The following is an 18,408-nucleotide window of genomic DNA, read 5'->3' as shown; positions in this document are numbered from 1 at the left end:
TCGAACCGATTATATTCGGCATCCGGCCATTCTTGCGTTTAGTCTTTTGCTTGTGCGTTGCATTCATGGTTGGCGCGAACGCGCCTGCCCTGGCGCAGGCCGACTTCGAGACTGCAGCGCCTTACGCCATTCTTATGGACCATGAATCGGGGGCCATTCTCTATCAGCGTGGCGCCGACGAACGCGTCGAGCCGGCCAGCATGGCGAAATTGATGACGGTGGCCGTTGCGCTCGACCTGGTTCGGCAAGGCGCTCTCGATCTCGAGGATACGATACAGATTTCCGAACACGCCTGGCGCACCGGCGGCGCACCGGCGCGGGGCACCACCATGTTCGCCGAACTCGGTTCCAGGGTACGCGTCGATGATCTGCTGCATTCTACGATCATCCAGTCGGGAAACGATGCGACCATCGCGTTGGCCGAGGGCATCGCGGGCAGCGAAACGGCATTTGCGGGGCTCATGAACCAGTTTGCCATCGAAATCGGGCTCAAGAACTCGCATTTTACCAATCCCAGTGGACTGCCCGATCCCGAGATGTATTCCACGGTTCGCGATCTGGCGCTGCTTGCGCGGTATATCATCCGCGAATTTCCTGATTACTACCCGGTCTTTTCAGAGGAAGCCTTCGAATGGAACGGCATCTATCAGAGGAACCGCAACGATCTTGTCGGCCAACTGGGGATTGATGGCCTCAAGACCGGTAGCACGAACGCTGCGGGCCATGGTGTCGTCGTTTCGACGACCGAGGGTGAGCGGCGGCTGGTGGGCGTGGTGCACGGGTTGGCGACTGCCCAGCAACGCACCGACGACATGCGCCGGCTTATTACCTGGGGCACGACAAGTTTTGAACGCCTCCCCGCTTTTGCCGAAGGCTCGATCATTGGCCATGCCAGCGTCTACGGCGGTGCGGATTCCCAGGTAGGGTTGGTCGGAGAGCGCGGCGTGGACATTTTTCTGCTCCGAGGCAATCGCCAGTGCCTGCGGGGCAATATCACGTACCGCATGCCGATCCTGCCCCCGGTGAAGCGTGGGGATCAAATTGCGCATCTCAACATCTTTTGCGACGATCAACTGGTGCAGGCCGTGCCGCTTTATGCTGCAGAAGACGTCGAGGTGGGCGGCATTGTGCGCCGGGCCACCGACGCGCTTTGGGAGCTCGCCTTCGGCTGGCTGCCTTTTTAGTCGCATCCCTTTGGTGTAAACCCCATATCGACTGAGATTCCCGGCACGGCGCACGACATGGCGAAATACGGCATCGACATACCCTCGGCTCGCTTCCTGACCTTCGAGGGCGGGGAGGGGGTTGGAAAGTCCACTCAGGTCAAGCGCCTCGCCGCCCGGCTGTCGGAACAGGACATTCCGGTGGTGAGAACCCGCGAACCGGGGGGCACACCCAAGGCCGAGGCCATCCGGTCCTTCATCTTGCAGGGCAAGCCTGAAAGCTGGGGCGTGGGCGCTGAAGCGGTGCTTTTTGCCGCCGCGCGACTCGACCACGTCAACGGATTGATCGCGCCTGCGCTGGAGGATGGCAAATGGGTGATCTGCGATCGGTTTGCCGATTCAACACGCGCCTATCAGGGCCTGACGGGCGGCGTCGAGGACGGACTTATCGACGCGCTCGAAGACCTGGCGCTTAACGGTCAACGGCCCGATCTCACCCTTATCCTCGATATGAACCCGGAGGTCGCGTTCGAGCGTGTGCGCCAACGTGCACTTGACGATGGAATGCCCGCCATTGCGGACCGGTTCGAGAAGGAAGATATCGAGTTCCATCGCCGACTGCGCGAGGGGTTCCTTACGATTGCCAAGGACAATCCCGATCGGTGTGTCGTGCTGTCGGCCGACCAGGACGAGGGTGCGCTTGCCGCCGATATCTGGCAAGTCGTTACCCAACGCTTCCCTGAGCTTGTCCCCGAGGAAGAACCGGCGTGAGTTCGGAACGCGTTGAAGTCGACCAGATCGAGGGCGTACCGCAACCCGAGACACGAAGCTTGGTCGGCCACACAGCGGCTTATGACAGTATCATCGCAGCGCTCGATGCCGGACGCCCGCCCAGCGCCATCATGCTGCACGGGCCACGTGGCATCGGCAAGGCGACTTTCGCCTTTTCCCTTGCGCGCGATCTCCTGGGCCGCACGTCAGATGAATCCGCCGAGCGGGTCGATGCCCAGATCACAGCGATGTCACACCCCAATCTCTTTGTGCTGCGACGGGCGCGCGATCTTTCTGTCGCTGACAAATTCTATTCCGCGATCCGCATCGAGGATGTCCGCAACACCCGCGATGCGCTTCAGCGCACAAGGGGCAGGGCAGGATATCGCATTGCAATCATCGACAGTGTCGACGATTGCAACGCCAATTCGGCGAACGCGTTGCTCAAAACGCTCGAAGAGCCGCCGGCTGACACGCTGTTTATCGTCCTTTCGCACAGACCGGGCGGGCTGCTGGCTACCATCCGCTCGCGCTGCCAGAGCCTCGCCCTCCGTCCGCTCTCCGATGATCAGGTCACTCAGATCGTCAGGTCCATTAGAGCCGATATCGAAGAGGGAGCGCTTGGCCGCGCGGTGCGACTCGCAGGCGGCCGTCCGCGGCGGGCGTTCGAAACGCTGATGCTCGAGGAAGGCGACGTGCTCGATGCGCTGGTGTCCTGGCTTGAGACCCCGGACATCCAGCCTGTCCGCGCGCAACTCGCGATTGCCGAGAGTCTCGCTGCTTCCAAGGGGGCAGAGCTTTCGTTCGCGCAGGATATCATCCGTGACTGGATGGCCAATGAAGCGCAAGACGCCGCGCGGGCGGGCGCACCGGCGCGTTTCCGCCTTGCTTCGGCCAACGCGCTGTGGGACAAGGCCTCCGCCCTGTTCGCCGACGCTGATATCTACAATCTCGATCGGCGGCAGACGCTGGTCGCCGTATTCGATCTCATCCGCGACCATTCGCGCAAATTCGCAACCGCCGCTTGACCGACCAGTTTTTTGAGCCCTATGAGCCGCCCCACCTTCTACATCACAACCGCCATCTCCTATCCAAATGGCGCGCCCCATATCGGGCACGCCTACGAGGCGTTGGCTACCGATGCGATTGCCCGCTTCAAGAGGCTGGACGGCTACGACGTCTACTTCCTCACAGGCACGGACGAGCACGGACAGAAGATGCTTCAGACCGCGCGCAAGGAGGGCATCGAGGTTTCCGAACTTGCCGATCGGAACAGCACGCGGTTCAAGGATATGGTCGCCGCGCTCAACTGCTCCAACGATGATTTTATCCGCACCACTGAAAAGCGCCACTATGAAGCATCCAAAGCTATCTGGGAGCGTATGGCTGCATCGAGCAACGGCGATATCTTCAAGAATACCTATTCGGGCTGGTATTCGGTGCGCGACGAGGCGTACTACGCCGAGGACGAAACAGAAGTACGTCCCGATGGTATCCGTTATGGACCCCAGGGCACGCCTGTCGAATGGATCGAGGAAGACAGCTATTTCTTCCGACTTTCGGCCTACCAGGACAAGTTGCTTGCGCTTTACGAAAGCAACCCCGATTTCATTGGGCCGGAGGAACGTCGCAACGAAGTCATCAACTTCGTCAAAAGCGGACTCAAGGACCTCTCGGTGTCGCGTACGACGTTCGATTGGGGCATCAAGGTGCCGGGCGACGACGCGCATGTGATGTATGTGTGGGTCGACGCCCTCACCAACTACATTACCGGTGTCGGCTTTCCCGACGAGAACAATCCGCTCTGGCGCTACTGGCCAGCGGACGTTCACATCATCGGCAAGGATATCATCCGCTTCCATGCCGTTTACTGGCCAGCGTTTCTTATGAGCGCCGGGATCGAACTGCCCAAGCGTGTCTTTGGCCATGGTTTCCTCTTCAACCGCGGCGAGAAGATGAGCAAGTCGACCGGAAACGTCATCGATCCGTTCGGAATGATCGAGAAATACGGCGTCGATCCGGTGCGCTACTTTTTCCTGCGCGAAGTTTCATTCGGGCAGGACGGCTCCTACAGTCACGAAGCGATCGTCAACCGTATCAATGCCGATCTCGCAAACGATCTCGGCAATCTGGCCCAGCGCTCGCTTTCGATGGTCAACAAGCATTGCGAGGCGCAGGTCCCGAGGCCAGGTGCATTCACGGATGAAGACAAGGCGATCCTCGAGGCCGCCGACGCGTTGCTTGAATCCTCGCGCGCCGCGATGAGCAAATTCGCCATGAACCGCATGCTGGAGAGTATCTGGCAGGTCGTGGCCGACACAAACCGGTATTTTGCCGCGCAAGAGCCGTGGGCGCTGCGCAAGTCCGATCCCGCGCGCATGGCAACGGTGATGTATGTCACTATGGAAGCCGTTCGCCAGGTGGCGACTCTCGTCCAGGCCGTGATGCCGGCGTCTGCGGCGAAGCTGCTCGACCTGCTGGGTGTTCCCGCCGACAAGCGTGATTTTACCTGCCTCGGGGCTGATGGCCGCCTTGTTTCCGGTACCGCACTGCCAGAACCACAGGGCGTGTTTCCGCGCTATGTCGAAAAGGACGAAGGCGCGGCCTGATGCTGATCGACAGCCATTGCCATCTCGATTTCGACGCCCTGTCGAGCGATCTCGACGGCGTCTTGGAGCGCGCGCGGGCCAACGGCGTTGCGGGTTGCGTCACCATTTCGACCCGTATTCGCAAGTTCGAGACCATCAAGGCCATCGCAGCGGCGCATGGCAATGTCTGGTGTTCAATCGGCACTCATCCGCATAACGCAGATGAAGAACTCGATATAACTACCGATGAAATCGTGCGTTTATCCGAATTTGAAAAATGTATTGCCGTCGGCGAGGCTGGGCTCGACTACTACTATGACTCCTCGCCGCGCGAGGCCCAGGCAGAAGGGTTCCGCAATCACATTGCCGCCGCCCGCATCACCGGGTTGCCCTTGGTGATCCATGCGCGCGCCGCCGATGACGACATGATTGCCATCCTTGAGGACGAGACAGGGAAGGGGGCTTTTCCCTTTGTTCTGCATTGCTTTACGTCAGGCAAGGAATTGGCGCGGCGCGGACTGGAAATGGGTGGCTACATCTCGTTCTCCGGAATCGTGACATTCAGGAATGCCACAGAAATTCAGGACGTGGCGCGCGACGTGCCGCCAGATCGTTATCTGGTTGAAACCGATGCGCCATACCTCGCGCCGGTGCCGTATCGGGGCAAGAGCAATGAACCGGGCTTTGTGCGGCGCACGGCCGAGAAAGTCGCCGAGCTGCGCGGGATTTCGCTCGATCAGGTCGCCGAAGAAACGACGGCGAATTTCCTGACGCTCTTTTCCAAAGCCAGGATCGTCTGATGGAAACAGCGCCGTCGACCCGTATCGTTGCGCGCGTTCTGGGTTGCGGCTCCTCGGGTGGCGTGCCGCGTGTCGGCAACAATTGGGGCGCTTGCGATCCAAAAAACCCCAAGAACCGCCGTAGCCGCTGTTCCTTGCTCCTCACCGGCACGCGTGACGACATGCCGGGCAAGACGCAGATATTGATCGACACCGGGTGCGATCTGCGCGAGCAGCTTCTGGCTGCCGAAGTCTCTGAAATTGACGGCGTTTTCTATACGCACGATCACGCCGACCATACGCATGGTATCGACGATCTCCGCGTTCTGGCACTCAACTCCAAGCGCCGGGTCGACGTCTACATGAACATCTCAACCGAGATACGGCTGCGGGAAGCTTTCGGCTATTGCTTTTCGGCGCCTGAGAACAGCCCGTATCCGCCGATCCTCAATGCCAATTCGATCGCTGCCGGCGAGCGCGTAACCATCTCTGGCGCTGGCGGCACGATCGACGTCACGGCCTTCGAGCAGATCCACGGCAACATCATTTCATTGGGCTTCCGTATCGGCAATTTCGCATATTCCTGCGATTTGTCCGCAATACCCGAAAGCTCGTTCTGGGCCGTGCGCGATCTGGATGTCTGGATCCTAGATGCATTGCGCTACATACCGCACCCAAGCCATCTGAGCCTCGAACAGGCTCTGGCCCAGATCGCACGCCACGCACCAAAGCGCGCCGTACTGACAAACCTCCATGTCGATCTCGATTATGACGTGCTCAATGGCGAAACGCCGGAGCATGTGGAACCGGCGTTCGATGGGATGGAACTGACGATAGCGGGCCAATAAACGCCGGAAAACCGGCAATTTGATACATCAAAAAGTTCCATAATATATATTATGCGAAAAATGGATTGATGGAAAGGGGTGGCATGCGTGAAGCGCTTTTGCTCCGGATTGCGCAAGTGGTTTTGGCTCTCCCTTCCCGCGCCGTTGTTGCGGTCGACGGTGTCGATGGGTCGGGCAAGACAATGCTGGCCGATGAGCTTGCGACTGCGCTGCAGTTGGCTGGCCGGGAAACTGTTCGTGCGAGCGTCGATGGATTTCACAATCCGCGCGCGGTTCGCTACGCCAGAGGCAAATCCGACCCGCTGGGCTTTTTTCTCGATTCATACAATTACGAAAGCCTGCGCCGTCATCTGATCGATCCGTTTCGACGTGGCGCGCCTAGTGTCGATATTGCGCGCTTCGATCACCGCACTGACAGCGCCGAACCTGTTACCGTGTCCGACATCGGCGCCAATGCCGTGTTAATCCTGGACGGCATATTCCTTCATCGCGACGAACTCGCCCAATTGTGGGACTACAGCCTGTTTCTCGCGGTTCCATTCGAAATCTCCTACCAGCGGATGGCGGCACGGGACGGCTCGGACCCCGATCCCGAGGCAGCAGACAACCGCCGTTATCTGGAAGGCCAAAAACTCTATCTGGCGACGTGCGAGCCACGTGAACGGGCCTCACTCGTCGTCGACAATTCCGATCTGGCTGCGCCCTTCATTATCGGCTCCAGCGCGTTATGATCCCCCGATAAACGAATCTCCCGGTGTCCCGTATGCAGCCCTCGCGCGATCTCTCAACGCTTCTTGAAATCATGGCGCGCTTGCGCGATCCGGTGAATGGGTGTCCGTGGGATATCGAGCAGGATTTTCGCTCGATCCGGCACTATACGATCGAGGAAGCCTATGAGGTTGCCGATGCGATCGAGCGCGAGGATTACGAGGATCTGCGCGACGAGCTGGGCGATCTGATCCTACAGCCGGTCTATCATGCACAAATGGCCTCCGAGGCCGGGCTGTTCGACATTGGCGACGTGATTCATTCGGTCACCGAAAAGCTCATTCGCCGACACCCGCACGTCTTCGGAGATGACGATCCGGGCAATGCCGTGACCACCGAAAGACGCTGGGAGAATATCAAGGCCGCCGAACGCGCAATGAAAGCCGTGCGGCGCGGCGGGGAAAAGCCTCCATCTCTGCTGGACGATGTGCCCGCCGGCCTTCCCGCCCTGGCCCGTGCGGGAAAGCTCACCAAGCGTGCGGCGCGCGTCGGGTTCGACTGGCCCGACACGCAATCGGTCGTCGCGAAGATCCTTGAAGAACTGGACGAAGTGCAGGAAGCCATCGGAACTGGGTCTCCAGAACGGCAGGCCGAGGAAATCGGCGATCTCCTTTTTGCTGTTGCCAATCTCGCGCGTCACGCGGGCGTCGACCCGGAAGCGGCTTTGCGCGATGCCAATGCCAAATTCGTGCGTCGGTTCGGGCATGTCGAGGCGCGGTGCCGCGAGGACGGTATCGACATCGGAGAAGCCGGGCTCGATAGATTGGACGGCTACTGGAACGAAGTCCGCGCAGCCGACAAATCAGCCGTCTAGCCCTTCCACCCGCCCAGCAAACCGGGACAGGAACTCGGCCCTGATGCGCGGCCGGACACGAACGGTGTAGCGCGTGGCCTGTTCATCCGGCTCACCGCGTTCAAGCACTTCGGTATTGGCATAGAGCCAACCGGTATCGGCGCTTTCGCTGTGCGGCACCAAAACGGCGAACCGACGCGCGTCTTGCGCCAGATTTTTTTCGATAGCATCGCGCAGTGCTGGAATACCCTCTCCCGTCATTGCAGACACAGGGACCGTCGCCGCAACCTTGCCGGCCGGCTGGACGGCGGCAAGCCCCCTGCTCTCGTCGCTGTCGGCAATCGCGTCGATCTTGTTCCAAACTTCGATGATCGGCTTTGTCTCTCCGGTCACCCCCAGATCAGCGAGAACGGCAAGGACGTCGGCTGCCTGAGCCTGATGATCGGGGCTCGATACGTCGCGCACGTGCAGGATGACCTGCGCATCCGTCACCTCTTCCAGCGTGCCCCGGAAAGCCGCGACCAGATCGGTCGGCAGGTCGGAGATAAAACCAACCGTGTCCGAAAGCATGATTTCGCGACCGTGCGGCAATACCGTTTTGCGCACAGTGGTATCGAGCGTTGCAAACAACAGGTTCTCGGTCATGACATCCGCCCCTGTCAAGGCATTGAAAAGGCTAGATTTCCCCGCATTGGTATAGCCCACCAGCGCCACGACTGGGAATGGGACCGCCGAGCGGGGTCCGCGCTGGAGCTGGCGCGTACGGCGGACCTTTTCCAGCCGGCGCTCCAGCACCAGAATGCGGTCCTGAATCTGACGCCGGTCGGACTCAATCTGCGTTTCGCCTGGACCGCCTAAAAACCCCCCGCCGCCGCGTTGGCGTTCGAGGTGAGTCCAGGAGCGGACAAGCCGCCCCCTCTGATAATTGAGATGGGCCAATTCGACCTGCAATACGCCCTCGCGCGTTGCAGCGCGCTCACCGAAGATTTCGAGTATCAACGCCGTGCGATCGAGAACTTTGACCCCGATTTCGCGCTCGAGATTGCGCTGCTGAATGGGGGATAGTGCCACATCGACCAGCAAAAGCTCGATCTTGTCGGCTTCGGCCCGCATCTTGAGGTTCTCGACCTGCCCGCCGCCGAGATAAGTCGCAGGCTTGATTTCGCGCACCGGCAGAATCTCGTCGTGCACGATGTCGAGATCAATCGCTGCCGCCAGGCCGACAAACTCAGCATGCCTCGCGTCAGACGTGCGGGCGTATCGCACCCCACGCACGTCTGGGGTAACGGCCATTGTTCGCGTCCGGAGCTTGCGGTGATCCACAAACCCGTCAGTTTCGCGGTCTTTATTGTCGATCAATCGCTGTTCTCAGGATCGAAGAGCTGGATCGGCGCGCCCGGCATAATCGTTGAAATGGCATGTTTATAAACAAGTTGGGACTGCGCATCGCGGCGCAGCAACAAACAGAAGTTATCAAACCAGGTGATTACGCCCTGCAACTTGACGCCGTTGACGAGAAAAATCGTCACCGGCACCTTTTGCTTGCGGACGTGATTGAGAAAGGAATCCTGCAGGTTTTGCACCTTTTCACTGGGCATTTCTCGGCCTCTTTTATGCGTCGGACAGAGCAACAGCGCCGCCGCCAGACTTAACCCGGATCGTCAAGTCGATATGCTTGGGATCCGCCCTGCCCGTAGTCGCGATTGCGTGTCAGCATGGATGACTATTACATATCTATGGGGCCCTGCCTATAGCCCCAACGATTTGATCTTGCGGTGCAAGGCGCTGCGTTCCATCCCGACGAACTCAGCGGTCTTTGAAATGTTTCCGCCGAACCGCTCGATCTGGGCAATGAGATATTGGCGCTCGAACACCTCCCGCGCTTCGCGCAGCGGCAGGCTCATCAGATGCGCCGAAGAGTCCGTGTCCCCTATCGTGGGAAGCACTTCGGATATGTCGGGGGGCAGCATAGCAGCAGTGATGATCCCGTTTTCCGGGCGCAGATCGCGCACGAGGATCAATAGTCGCTCGATGGCATTGCGCAGCTGCCGCGCGTTGCCGGGCCAATCCTGGCCCTGGAGGACAGCAACCGCATCGTCACCCAAATGGAATCGAGGCAGGTTGTGCATCCGGGAGAGCTGGGTGACGAACACCTTGATCAGCGCGGGGATATCCTCGCGTCGCTCGCGCAAGGGAGAAAGCTGCAGCGGCACGACGGAAAGACGGTGAAAGAGGTCCGACCGGAACTGCCCTTCCTCGACCATCCCGGCGACGTTCTGAGAGCTGGACGAAATAATCCGCACATCGATCGGTACCGGCCCCGCCCCTCCGACGCGGGTGAACTTGTTCTCAACCAGCGTACGCAGCAGTGCCGTTTGCGCATCGGCGGGAAGCTGGGTGACTTCGGAAAGGTACAAGGTGCCGCCATGTGCGCGCTCAAGGGCGCCAACCTCCGTGCGCAGGCTCGAATTGTCGCGGCTTTCGCGCCCGAAGAGCACAACAGGGATTTCTTCGGGAGCATAGAGCGACGCGTTTATTTCGATGAAGGGGCCGTTGGCGCGCGGACTTTTGAGATGCAGGAGCCTTGCGCAGAGCCCTTTGCCGGTCCCTGCCCCACCGGAAATGAAGACGCGCGAACGGGTGCCGGCCGATTTGTCGATCAGCGAGCGCACCTGCGCTATAGCGGAAGAAACGCCGGCAATCTCGGAATCGTCGCCGCCAGTCTTCTCCTTGAGATCTGCCACCTCGGTACGCAGCTTGCTAGCTTCGATGGCCCGCTGGGTGATGAGCAGAAGCCGGTCGATCTTGAAGGGTTTTTCGATATAGTCGTAGGCGCCGCGCCGGATGGCCGATACTGCGGTCTCCACGTTGCCGTGGCCCGAGATCATCACCACCGGAAGGTCGGGATGGTCAGCCTGCAAAAGATCGAGCAATTGCAGCCCGTCAAGCCTCGAGCCCTGCATCCAGATATCTAGGAACACCAGGTTCGGCCGGCGCTTGGCTATTTCATCGAGCGCGGAATCCGCGTCGCTCGCCTGGCGGGGTTCGTAGCCTTCGTCTTCCAGAATACCGGCAATAAGGTCGCGGATATCCTCCTCGTCATCGACGATCAGTATGTCACGGGCCATCTATTTGATTGCCATCGCTGAAACGCGCGATGCCTCCTCTTGATCGGGACTGCCGGGCCGGGTTGTATCGGCTCCGGTTTCTCGGGGCGCTGTCGCACCTTCGTGCAACGGAAGTGTGAACGCAAAGCAGGCACCGACGCGGCCATTGCGGTCGGCTTTTGCGTCGCGCAGATCGATCCTGCCGCCATGCTGCTCGATGATTTTTGCGACAATTGCAAGGCCAAGACCGGTGCCTTTTTCCCGAGTCGTCATATATGGCTCGAGAAGCTGGTGGCGGTTTTCGTCCGGCCACCCTTTGCCGTTGTCGCTGACCGTGACCACGATTTCATCGCCGATCTGCTCGGCGGATACGATCACCTCGGGCTCATCAATTTCGCTAACACCAATAGATTCAATAGATTCCACGGAATTTTTAATCAGATTGGTCAGCGCTTGAGAGATGAGCCGCGTGTCGAAAGCTGCTTGCAGTGGTTTGTCGGGCAGTTCAGCGCGTATTGCCACTTCAGGTAGCCGAACGCTTTCAAGGAATACTGCCTGCCGAATGGTATCCGAAAGGTCTGCGCGGGCGATTGCGGCCGTCGGCATCCGGGCGAAAGAGGAGAACTCGTCGACCATGCGTCCGATGTCGCCGACCTGTCGGACGATGGTAGAAATGCATTTGTCGAACACGTCGAAATCATCGACCAGTTTATTGGCATAGCGGCGGCGCAGGCGCTCGGCGGAAAGCTGGATCGGGGTTAGCGGATTTTTGATTTCGTGGGCGATACGGCGGGCGACGTCTGCCCACGCGCTGTTGCGCTGCGCGGCAACCAGTTCGGTAATGTCGTCGAGGGTGATCACGAAGCCCTTGGATTCCGTCATCGTTCCTTCGCGTGTCAGCCGCACCTGGTAGGTGCGACGGTCGAAGCCGGTCGAAAGCTGGATTTGGTCCTGCACCCTGCCCCGCCGGGCTGATTGCGCGCGCTCCATGACCGGAGCGAGCGCGGGAACGACTTCGGCGAGTTCGCGATCCATGAGATCGAGTTCGTCCTGCCCCAGTGCTGCGCAGGCGCGCGAATTGACCAGCGTTATACGGCCAAAGGCATCCAGACCAATAATGCCCGCCGACACGCCTTCCACTACAGCCTCCGTGAATTGTCGGCGCTGCTCGTTGGTTCGGCTGGCGGCGACAAGGGCGGCGCGTTGCGAGCGCAACTGTTGAGTCATCTTGTTGAACCGCACGGCCAGGTCGTGCAGATCGCCCCGGCGGCCGGGAACGGGCAACTGAACGTCGAGATCACCGCTCGATACCCGATTGGAGGCGATCATCAGATTCCGAATCGGATCGACGAGGCCATTGGCCAGTGCGATGCCGAGCCATAGCGCGGCTAGCAGAAAGACGAAAGCAACCCCCACATACATGAGGGTAAAGGTGATCTGGAACACCAGCCTGTTGGAATCGTAGAGCCGGTACTCGGTGATGTTCTCGTCCGTCAGGCGCACGTATTCGAGCACCTCGGGATCGACGGGCCGCGCGACGAACAGGTAGAGATCGGTATAGCCGCGCAGCTTGACGACCGCGCCAACGAGGTTGGTGGCTCCAGGTGAAATCTGCGTCGGCGTTCCTTCGATCGTCGAGGCGAGCACGCCTTCTGGAATGCGTGGCAAGGCTCCCTGAACATTGATCTGCGCGCGAAGAACAGTCTCGCCCGTGGAATTGACCAGCGAGGTCAGCGGCAACGAGCGCGTCGTGGCGAGCGCTGTCAGCACGCGCTGGAAGCGCCCGGGATCCGTCATGTAGGTGTCGCGAGCAGCCTCGAGTTCTTCGGCAATCCAGATGATGTCACCGCGCAGCACCTGCGCGTGTTCGAGCATATAGGAGCGGGCGACCAACCGCGAGCTTTCCACCATCGAGCGCGTTCGCTCGGAGAACCACTGGTCGAGTCCCTGATTGAGCGCGATGGTAGCGACAACCGCGACGATAAAGGCAGGTGCGGCAGCAACCGCCGCGATGAGCCCCACGATGCGCATTTGCAGCCGGGCGCCGACCTGCTTGCGGAGCCGCGCCTGCACCAGCATCGCAACTTCGGTAAGCACCAACGCGATCACAAGAAGGATCAGGACGGCGTTCGCAATCCATATCCACGTCCAGACATCGGGGCTCGGATCGATCTGAGTGGCCCCGCTCATGATCAGGAACGATCCGGAAGCCACCACGACCGATATGAACACCACGACAAAGCCGATGGTGCGGATCAGCCGGTTATCTTGGAACAGCGGCCGCTGGGATGGCGGACGCGTCATGGTAGCGGTGGGCGGCGAATCTGTCATTGGTTAAGCCAGACGAGCTCCCTTGAGACCGCGCTTTTCGTTCTACCGGATGCAACCGCATATCATGGCGCGACAGCGGCATTGCCAGCGTCCGGCACAGGGCAATCGGGAATCTGACCCAACTCGGGCCTTGGTTCAAGACAATTGTTGCCAAAATGTGACAGTGGCGCTTGGCCCCGCCTTTTGAAACGCTCACCAAGAGCGTTTCAAAAGCCAAAGACTGAGCAGGCAGCCGGCATCCAGCCGCCTACCCTAGTTGCCTGGACTGCTTGACGATCTCGATCCCGTGGCCGCGGATTTTCTTGCGCAAGGTGTTGCGATTGAGGCCGAGAAGTTCCGCAGCCTTGATCTGGTTTCCGCTACATAGGTTGAGCACGGTGGAGATCAAAGGCACCTCCACCTTGTCAATGACCCTCTGATAGACTCCCGGAGGAGGCAGATTGGGTTCGTATTCGCGGAACAGTTGCGCCAGTTCGGTTTCGATGACCGTCGTGATATCTGCGGTGCCTGCCTGGGCCGAAAAACCCGTGCGGTCCGTAAGGTTGAGTTCGTTATGGACGATTTCCGCAGAAATCGTCTCGTCAGCGTAAAGCGCTGCCAGGCGTCGGACGAGGTTTTCGAGTTCGCGGACGTTTCCGGGCCAGTGATATTGCTGCATCAGCTTGAGCGCGTCGGTCGAAAGTACCTTCGGCGGTTCGCTCTCCCGCTGGGCCGCCTTGAGGAAACTAGCGGCTAGATCCGGAACGTCATCTATGCGCTCGCGTAGTGGCGGCAGGCGGATGGGAACGACATTCAGGCGATAGTAAAGGTCCTCACGAAACAGGCCCTGCCGGATCAACTGGCTAAGATCGCGATGCGTGGCGGCGACGATCCTGACATCGGTTTTGATCGGCGTGCGGCCTCCGACCAGCGTATATTCACCCTCCTGAAGGACACGCAGCAGGCGGGTCTGCGCATCCATAGGCATGTCGCCGATTTCATCGAGGAACAGCGTGCCCCCCTCGGCTTGCTCGAACCGGCCCGATGAACGTGAGGTTGCGCCGGTAAAGGCCCCTTTTTCGTGTCCGAAGAGCTCGGCTTCAATGAGGTCGCGAGGGATGGCCGCCATATTGATGGCGACGAATGGACCATTCTTGCGTTTGCCGAAATTGTGCAACGCCTTGGCGACGAGTTCCTTGCCGGTGCCGCTCTCGCCAGTGATCATTACCGTCAGATCGGTCTGCATCAGTCGCGCGAGCGCGCGATAGATATCCTGCATGGCGGCCGACCGCCCGACCAGTGGCATGTTCTCACCCAGGTCGTCCCCGCGTCGGTCCGTGTCCGCTGGCCGTCTCGCATCGGCCATGGCGCGCCCGACCACGGCCAGGACTTCGGTGATATCGAACGGCTTGGGCAAATATTCGTAAGCCCCGAGTTCAGAGGCCCGAATCGCGGTCATGAACGTGTTCTGCGCGCTCATCACGACGATGGGCAATTCGGGCCGCATCTTCTTGATCTTGGGCATGACGTCGAAGGCATTGCCATCCGGCATCGAGACGTCGGTGATGAGCAGGTCGCCTTCTCCCCGCGTCACCCAGTTCCACATGGTTGAGATGTTACCGGTGGGGCGCACTTCATATCCGGCGCGCGACAGCGCCTGGTTGAGCACCATGCGGATGGCGGCGTCGTCGTCAGCGAGGAGAATTGTTTGACCGGGCATGGTTCAATTTACGCTATCGGTTACAGGAACATCGTGGGGAGTATCTTCAATATCGTCGGGTGCCGCGACCCGGCCGCGCGCTACTGGCAACAGGATGCGGAAACGGGTGCGGCCAGGGCGGCTTTCGCAGTCGATCACTCCGCCATGATCGCCGACGATCTTGGCGACCAGGGCAAGGCCGAGCCCAGAGCCCGACAGCTTGGTGGTGACGAAGGGATCGAAGAGAAAGGGCAGGATGTCGGACGGCACGCCCGAGCCGTTATCCTCTATGACGATCTCAAGCGGCAGCGAAATGCGCTGCGAGACGCCGGCGAGGGAAATGCGAATACCCGGCCGGAAGGCCGTTGTAATCCGGATTTCTGGTTTTGATGTTCTTTCAAGAGCTTCTGCAGCATTCTTGATCAAGTTTAGAAAGACCTGGATGAGTTGGTCCCGGTCCCCTAGAACCGGGGGCAGGCTTGGGTCGTACTCTTCGGAAAAGGTGACGCCCTTGGCGACCCCGTTAGCGGCGAGGAGTTTCACCCGTTCCAGCACGACGTGGATGTTGACCGGCACCCGCTCGACGGGACGTTCGTCGCCGAACACTTCCATCCTGTCGACGAGATCGACGATCCGGTCGGTTTCGTCGCGGATGAGCCGGGCCAGCGCGCGGTCGTCTCCCGTGGCCGATTGCTCCAGAAGCTGGGAGGCACCTCTGATTCCCGAAAGCGGGTTCTTGATCTCGTGCGCCAACATGGAAGCCAGGCCGGTGACGGAACGTGCAGCCCCGCGCGAGACCATCTGCCGGTCGATCTTGTCGGCCATGGTACGCTCCTGAAAGATCAGCGCAACATGGCCAGGCCTCTCGGGAATGGGGCTCGCATAGGCATCGGCGATGCGGTCTTCGCTGATCCGCGAGGTGCCGATCTGCACGCGATATTCAATCATCGGCGCTTGCCGGGCCAGCACGCTGCCGATGAGGCCCAGAATCGGCGAATCGAAGGCGATGAAATCCGACAGCTTCTGGCGCGTGAGGATGCTCATCGACGCCTGAAAGAAGGCTTCGGCCGCATAGTTGGCAAAGACGATGCCAAAGTCTTCGCCACAGACGAGAACCGGCTGGGGCAGCGCCTGCAGTATGGCGAGGTGGAACTCGGTTTCCTCGGGCTGGATCTTCGTCATGCCGCCCTGCTCCAGCTCTGGCCGAGCAGACTCGGCAAGGTCTTGAGGACGGCCGCCGGGTCGTCGTTGGTAAGCAGGCGTTTGCGCTCTACTCCTTCGGTCAGCCCGATGGCGTCGAGATACCAGCCGATGTGCTTGCGGGACACACGGACGCCCAGTTCGAGGCCATATTCACCGAGCATCGCTTCATAATGTTCCGTAACCAACTCCACCAAGGCCTCGCCGTGCGGCGCCGGCCGGACCTTTTCGCCCTTCAATGCCGCACCGATCTGTCCCACGATCCACGGACGCCCTTGCGCGCCCCGCCCGATCATCACCGCCGCCGCTCCGGATGCAACCAATGCGGCGCGCGCCTCTTCGATGCCGGTTATGTCGCCATTGACGACGACCGGAATATCGACCGCATCCACCACGGCACGAATACGGTCCCAGCGCGCCATACCCTTATAGAATTGCTGCCGCGTGCGACCATGCACCGTCACCATGCGCACGCCCGCATCCTGGGCGGATTTGGCGATCACGGGAGCATTCAGGCTGTCCTCGTCCCAGCCAAGCCGCATCTTGACGGTCACAGGAAGCCCTGTCGCCTTGACCGTCGCTTCAATCAGACGCAGCGCTACATCGGGTACGCGCATAAGGGCGGAGCCCGCAAAGCCATTGGTGACGCGCTTGGAGGGGCAGCCAAGATTGAGATCGATCATATCTGCACCGGCCTGCTCGGCGATTTGGACGCCCTTCACAAGCCATTTCGCCTCGCATCCGGCGAGCTGGACGACATGGGGCAGCCCCGCACTAGCGGCGGTGCGGCGGATCATATCGTGGTGCCCGGTGCCGAGCGCCTCACTGGCGATCATTTCGGACACGACCATGCCAGCGCCAAACCGCGCGGCAATTTCCCGCATCGGACGGTCGGTGATCCCCGCCATCGGCGCGAGAAATGCCCGATTTGTCAATGCCACCTTGTCGATGCTTATTCCGCAGGCAGATATCGCCAATTGAAATGCCTCAAATCTGTACACGACGGCGATTTTGACGACAGATTAGTCAATTCTGGGCGGGTTTCAATGCCCGCCGGAGGATAAGTTTGCTAAAGTCAGTAGCACTTACCCATTCGGTGGGATTAATGCGTCGTCTTTGCAATACGGAACGGTCCGGTGTACTCGGAGCGGAACGACCGTGCCGTCTTAGGATTTTCAAACCAGCATGACAGAACAGCCGAAAATCGCAGTGATCGTCGTAGCAGGCGGCAAGGGCGCGCGCGCCGGCACGGGCGCCGAAGACGTCCCCAAGCAATTTCGTTCCCTCGCCGGCATGCCCGTCCTAGCGCGTACGCTTTCGAGCTTTCTGGCGATCGACGGCATCTCCGCCGCACTTCCCGTGATTGGAGACGGGCAGGAAGCCCATTATGCTGCCATGGGTCTCGTTCATCCGCGGCTACTACCCCCCGTCACCGGTGGAGCGACGCGGCAGAGCTCGACGCTTGCCGGCCTTGAGGCACTTGCACTCGATCCTCCCGATATTGTTCTCATCCATGACGGCGCCCGCCCCTTCGTCGAGCCGCAGGTGATAGCCAACGTCATCGCTGCCCTCGATGACGCATCAGGCGCCCTGCCCGTCACGCTCGTCACGGATACGATAAAGCGCTCTCACGATGGCAAGACGGTCGGCGGCACCGAAGACCGAACCCAGCTTTTTGCTGCTCAGACTCCCCAGGCATTCAGGTTCGCCGATATATATGAAGCCCATCGACGGGCCATCGAAATGACCGACAGTTTCACCGATGATGCCGCGATTGCCGAATGGGCGGAATTGCGGGTGGCCTTGGCCCAGGGCAGCCCGCGCAACATAAAAATCACGCACCCTGAGGATTTCGCACGGGCGGAACGGATGATCGAGAGAGAAATGACCATGGAAACCCGCGTGGGCCTTGGCTACGACGTCCATGCCTTTACCGACGGCGACCGCGTCGTCCTCGGCAATATCACGATTCCGCATACCGCAGCCCTCAAGGGCCATTCGGATGCCGACGTCGTGCTTCACGCGCTGGCCGATGCGATCTATGGTGCGCTGGCGGACGGCGATATCGGCAAGCATTTTCCGCCGTCCGACATGCAGTGGCAGGGCGCGGATTCGAGAATTTTTCTCAAACATGCCGCCGATCTGGTGCGCGCGCGAGCTGGGCGGATCGTGCACCTCGACGCTACCATCGTCTGTGAGCACCCGAAAATCGGGCCCCATGTCGCCATGATGCGCAACCGAATTGCGGAAATCGTCGATATTTCCCCCAGTCGCGTCGCGATCAAGGCAACGACTTCCGAGCGTCTTGGTTTTACTGGCCGTGAGGAAGGCATCGCCGCTCAGGCCGTTGCCACGATCGAATTGCCCAGGAGCGACTGAACG

General features: G+C 60.1%; 16 protein-coding genes. 9 read left to right on the top strand and 7 right to left on the bottom strand.

What is annotated here, in order from left to right:
* The first annotated feature begins 65 nt into the window (after positions 1-65).
* From I2G20_RS03630 to mazG, 8 genes are all read left to right on the top strand, one after another.
* On the top strand, positions 66-1,184 hold the full coding sequence (locus I2G20_RS03630) for a D-alanyl-D-alanine carboxypeptidase family protein (protein WP_196258333.1): 1,119 nt from the start codon (positions 66-68) through the stop codon (positions 1,182-1,184).
* Between the two features lie 57 nt (positions 1,185-1,241).
* Positions 1,242-1,934 carry a dTMP kinase gene (tmk, locus tag I2G20_RS03625; protein WP_196258332.1) on the top strand — a complete coding sequence of 231 codons (693 nt, stop codon included), beginning with the start codon at positions 1,242-1,244 and terminating at the stop codon, positions 1,932-1,934.
* Positions 1,931-2,962, top strand: a complete 1,032-nt coding sequence (locus I2G20_RS03620; RefSeq protein WP_196258331.1) for an AAA family ATPase — start codon at positions 1,931-1,933, stop codon at positions 2,960-2,962. The genes tmk and I2G20_RS03620 overlap by 4 nt, the downstream gene beginning before the upstream one ends.
* Before the next feature lie 21 nt (positions 2,963-2,983).
* Positions 2,984-4,543 carry a methionine--tRNA ligase gene (gene metG / locus I2G20_RS03615; protein WP_196258330.1) on the top strand — a complete coding sequence of 520 codons (1,560 nt, stop codon included), beginning with the start codon at positions 2,984-2,986 and terminating at the stop codon, positions 4,541-4,543.
* Positions 4,543-5,322, top strand: a complete 780-nt coding sequence (locus I2G20_RS03610; RefSeq protein WP_196258329.1) for a TatD family hydrolase — start codon at positions 4,543-4,545, stop codon at positions 5,320-5,322. The genes metG and I2G20_RS03610 overlap by 1 nt, the downstream gene beginning before the upstream one ends.
* Complete coding sequence (locus tag I2G20_RS03605) at positions 5,322-6,149, top strand: MBL fold metallo-hydrolase (protein ID WP_196258328.1); 828 nt, start codon at positions 5,322-5,324, stop codon at positions 6,147-6,149. The genes I2G20_RS03610 and I2G20_RS03605 overlap by 1 nt, the downstream gene beginning before the upstream one ends.
* 83 nt (positions 6,150-6,232) lie before the next feature.
* Entirely contained in the window at positions 6,233-6,880 is a 648-nt protein-coding gene (locus tag I2G20_RS03600) for a nucleoside/nucleotide kinase family protein (RefSeq protein WP_196258327.1), read from the top strand.
* A 32-nt stretch (positions 6,881-6,912) separates the two neighbouring features.
* Positions 6,913-7,731, top strand: a complete 819-nt coding sequence (mazG, locus tag I2G20_RS03595) for a nucleoside triphosphate pyrophosphohydrolase (protein ID WP_196258790.1) — start codon at positions 6,913-6,915, stop codon at positions 7,729-7,731.
* On the opposite strand, the gene hflX is transcribed toward mazG, so the two are convergent.
* The 7 genes from hflX to dusB all read right to left on the bottom strand — a co-directional run bounded on the left by hflX (position 7,720) and on the right by dusB (position 16,967).
* Positions 7,720-9,003 (bottom strand): GTPase HflX, encoded by a 1,284-nt coding sequence (gene hflX / locus I2G20_RS03590; protein WP_196258326.1) that lies wholly within the window; start codon positions 9,001-9,003, stop codon positions 7,720-7,722. The genes mazG and hflX overlap by 12 nt on opposite strands.
* Before the next feature lie 62 nt (positions 9,004-9,065).
* The gene (hfq, locus tag I2G20_RS03585) at positions 9,066-9,308 is read right to left on the bottom strand and encodes an RNA chaperone Hfq (protein ID WP_196258325.1); all 243 of its coding nucleotides are present in this window, start codon (positions 9,306-9,308) and stop codon (positions 9,066-9,068) included.
* Positions 9,309-9,458: 150 nt separating this feature from the next.
* Positions 9,459-10,838, bottom strand: a complete 1,380-nt coding sequence (gene ntrX, locus I2G20_RS03580; protein WP_196258324.1) for a nitrogen assimilation response regulator NtrX — start codon at positions 10,836-10,838, stop codon at positions 9,459-9,461.
* The gene (locus tag I2G20_RS03575; RefSeq protein WP_196258323.1) at positions 10,839-13,148 is read right to left on the bottom strand and encodes a sensor histidine kinase NtrY-like; all 2,310 of its coding nucleotides are present in this window, start codon (positions 13,146-13,148) and stop codon (positions 10,839-10,841) included.
* Positions 13,149-13,395: 247 nt separating this feature from the next.
* Positions 13,396-14,847, bottom strand: a complete 1,452-nt coding sequence (ntrC, locus tag I2G20_RS03570; RefSeq protein ID WP_196258322.1) for a nitrogen regulation protein NR(I) — start codon at positions 14,845-14,847, stop codon at positions 13,396-13,398.
* A 3-nt stretch (positions 14,848-14,850) separates the two neighbouring features.
* A complete protein-coding gene (locus tag I2G20_RS03565; RefSeq protein WP_196258321.1) occupies positions 14,851-16,008 on the bottom strand; it encodes a two-component system sensor histidine kinase NtrB in 1,158 nt (385 codons plus the stop codon).
* Positions 16,005-16,967, bottom strand: coding sequence for a tRNA dihydrouridine synthase DusB (dusB, locus tag I2G20_RS03560; protein ID WP_343070300.1), 963 nt, complete (start codon positions 16,965-16,967; stop codon positions 16,005-16,007). The genes I2G20_RS03565 and dusB overlap by 4 nt, the downstream gene beginning before the upstream one ends.
* Positions 16,968-17,211: 244 nt before the next feature.
* Here dusB and I2G20_RS03555 point away from each other — a divergent pair, with 244 nt between their 5' ends.
* On the top strand, positions 17,212-18,405 hold the full coding sequence (locus I2G20_RS03555; RefSeq protein WP_196258320.1) for a bifunctional 2-C-methyl-D-erythritol 4-phosphate cytidylyltransferase/2-C-methyl-D-erythritol 2,4-cyclodiphosphate synthase: 1,194 nt from the start codon (positions 17,212-17,214) through the stop codon (positions 18,403-18,405).
* The last annotated feature ends 3 nt before the right edge of the window (positions 18,406-18,408 follow it).

The organism is Pelagibacterium limicola (assembly GCF_015694405.1).
In the GTDB taxonomy this organism is placed as follows: Bacteria; Pseudomonadota; Alphaproteobacteria; order Rhizobiales; family Devosiaceae; genus Pelagibacterium; species Pelagibacterium limicola.
This window is presented reverse-complemented; position numbering and strand designations above follow the sequence as displayed.

Coding starts and splice junctions, on each gene's coding strand:
- I2G20_RS03630 (WP_196258333.1), top strand. CDS start 66: ATGGTTGGCGCGAACGCGCCTGCCCTGGCGCAGGCCGACTTCGAGACT.
- tmk (WP_196258332.1), top strand. CDS start 1,242: ATGGCGAAATACGGCATCGACATACCCTCGGCTCGCTTCCTGACCTTC.
- metG (WP_196258330.1), top strand. CDS start 2,984: ATGAGCCGCCCCACCTTCTACATCACAACCGCCATCTCCTATCCAAAT.
- I2G20_RS03610 (WP_196258329.1), top strand. CDS start 4,543: ATGCTGATCGACAGCCATTGCCATCTCGATTTCGACGCCCTGTCGAGC.
- I2G20_RS03605 (WP_196258328.1), top strand. CDS start 5,322: ATGGAAACAGCGCCGTCGACCCGTATCGTTGCGCGCGTTCTGGGTTGC.
- I2G20_RS03600 (WP_196258327.1), top strand. CDS start 6,233: ATGCGTGAAGCGCTTTTGCTCCGGATTGCGCAAGTGGTTTTGGCTCTC.
- mazG (WP_196258790.1), top strand. CDS start 6,913: ATGCAGCCCTCGCGCGATCTCTCAACGCTTCTTGAAATCATGGCGCGC.
- hflX (WP_196258326.1), bottom strand. CDS start 9,003: ATGGCCGTTACCCCAGACGTGCGTGGGGTGCGATACGCCCGCACGTCT.
- hfq (WP_196258325.1), bottom strand. CDS start 9,308: ATGCCCAGTGAAAAGGTGCAAAACCTGCAGGATTCCTTTCTCAATCAC.
- ntrX (WP_196258324.1), bottom strand. CDS start 10,838: ATGGCCCGTGACATACTGATCGTCGATGACGAGGAGGATATCCGCGAC.
- I2G20_RS03575 (WP_196258323.1), bottom strand. CDS start 13,148: ATGACAGATTCGCCGCCCACCGCTACCATGACGCGTCCGCCATCCCAG.
- ntrC (WP_196258322.1), bottom strand. CDS start 14,847: ATGCCCGGTCAAACAATTCTCCTCGCTGACGACGACGCCGCCATCCGC.
- I2G20_RS03565 (WP_196258321.1), bottom strand. CDS start 16,008: ATGACGAAGATCCAGCCCGAGGAAACCGAGTTCCACCTCGCCATACTG.
- I2G20_RS03555 (WP_196258320.1), top strand. CDS start 17,212: ATGACAGAACAGCCGAAAATCGCAGTGATCGTCGTAGCAGGCGGCAAG.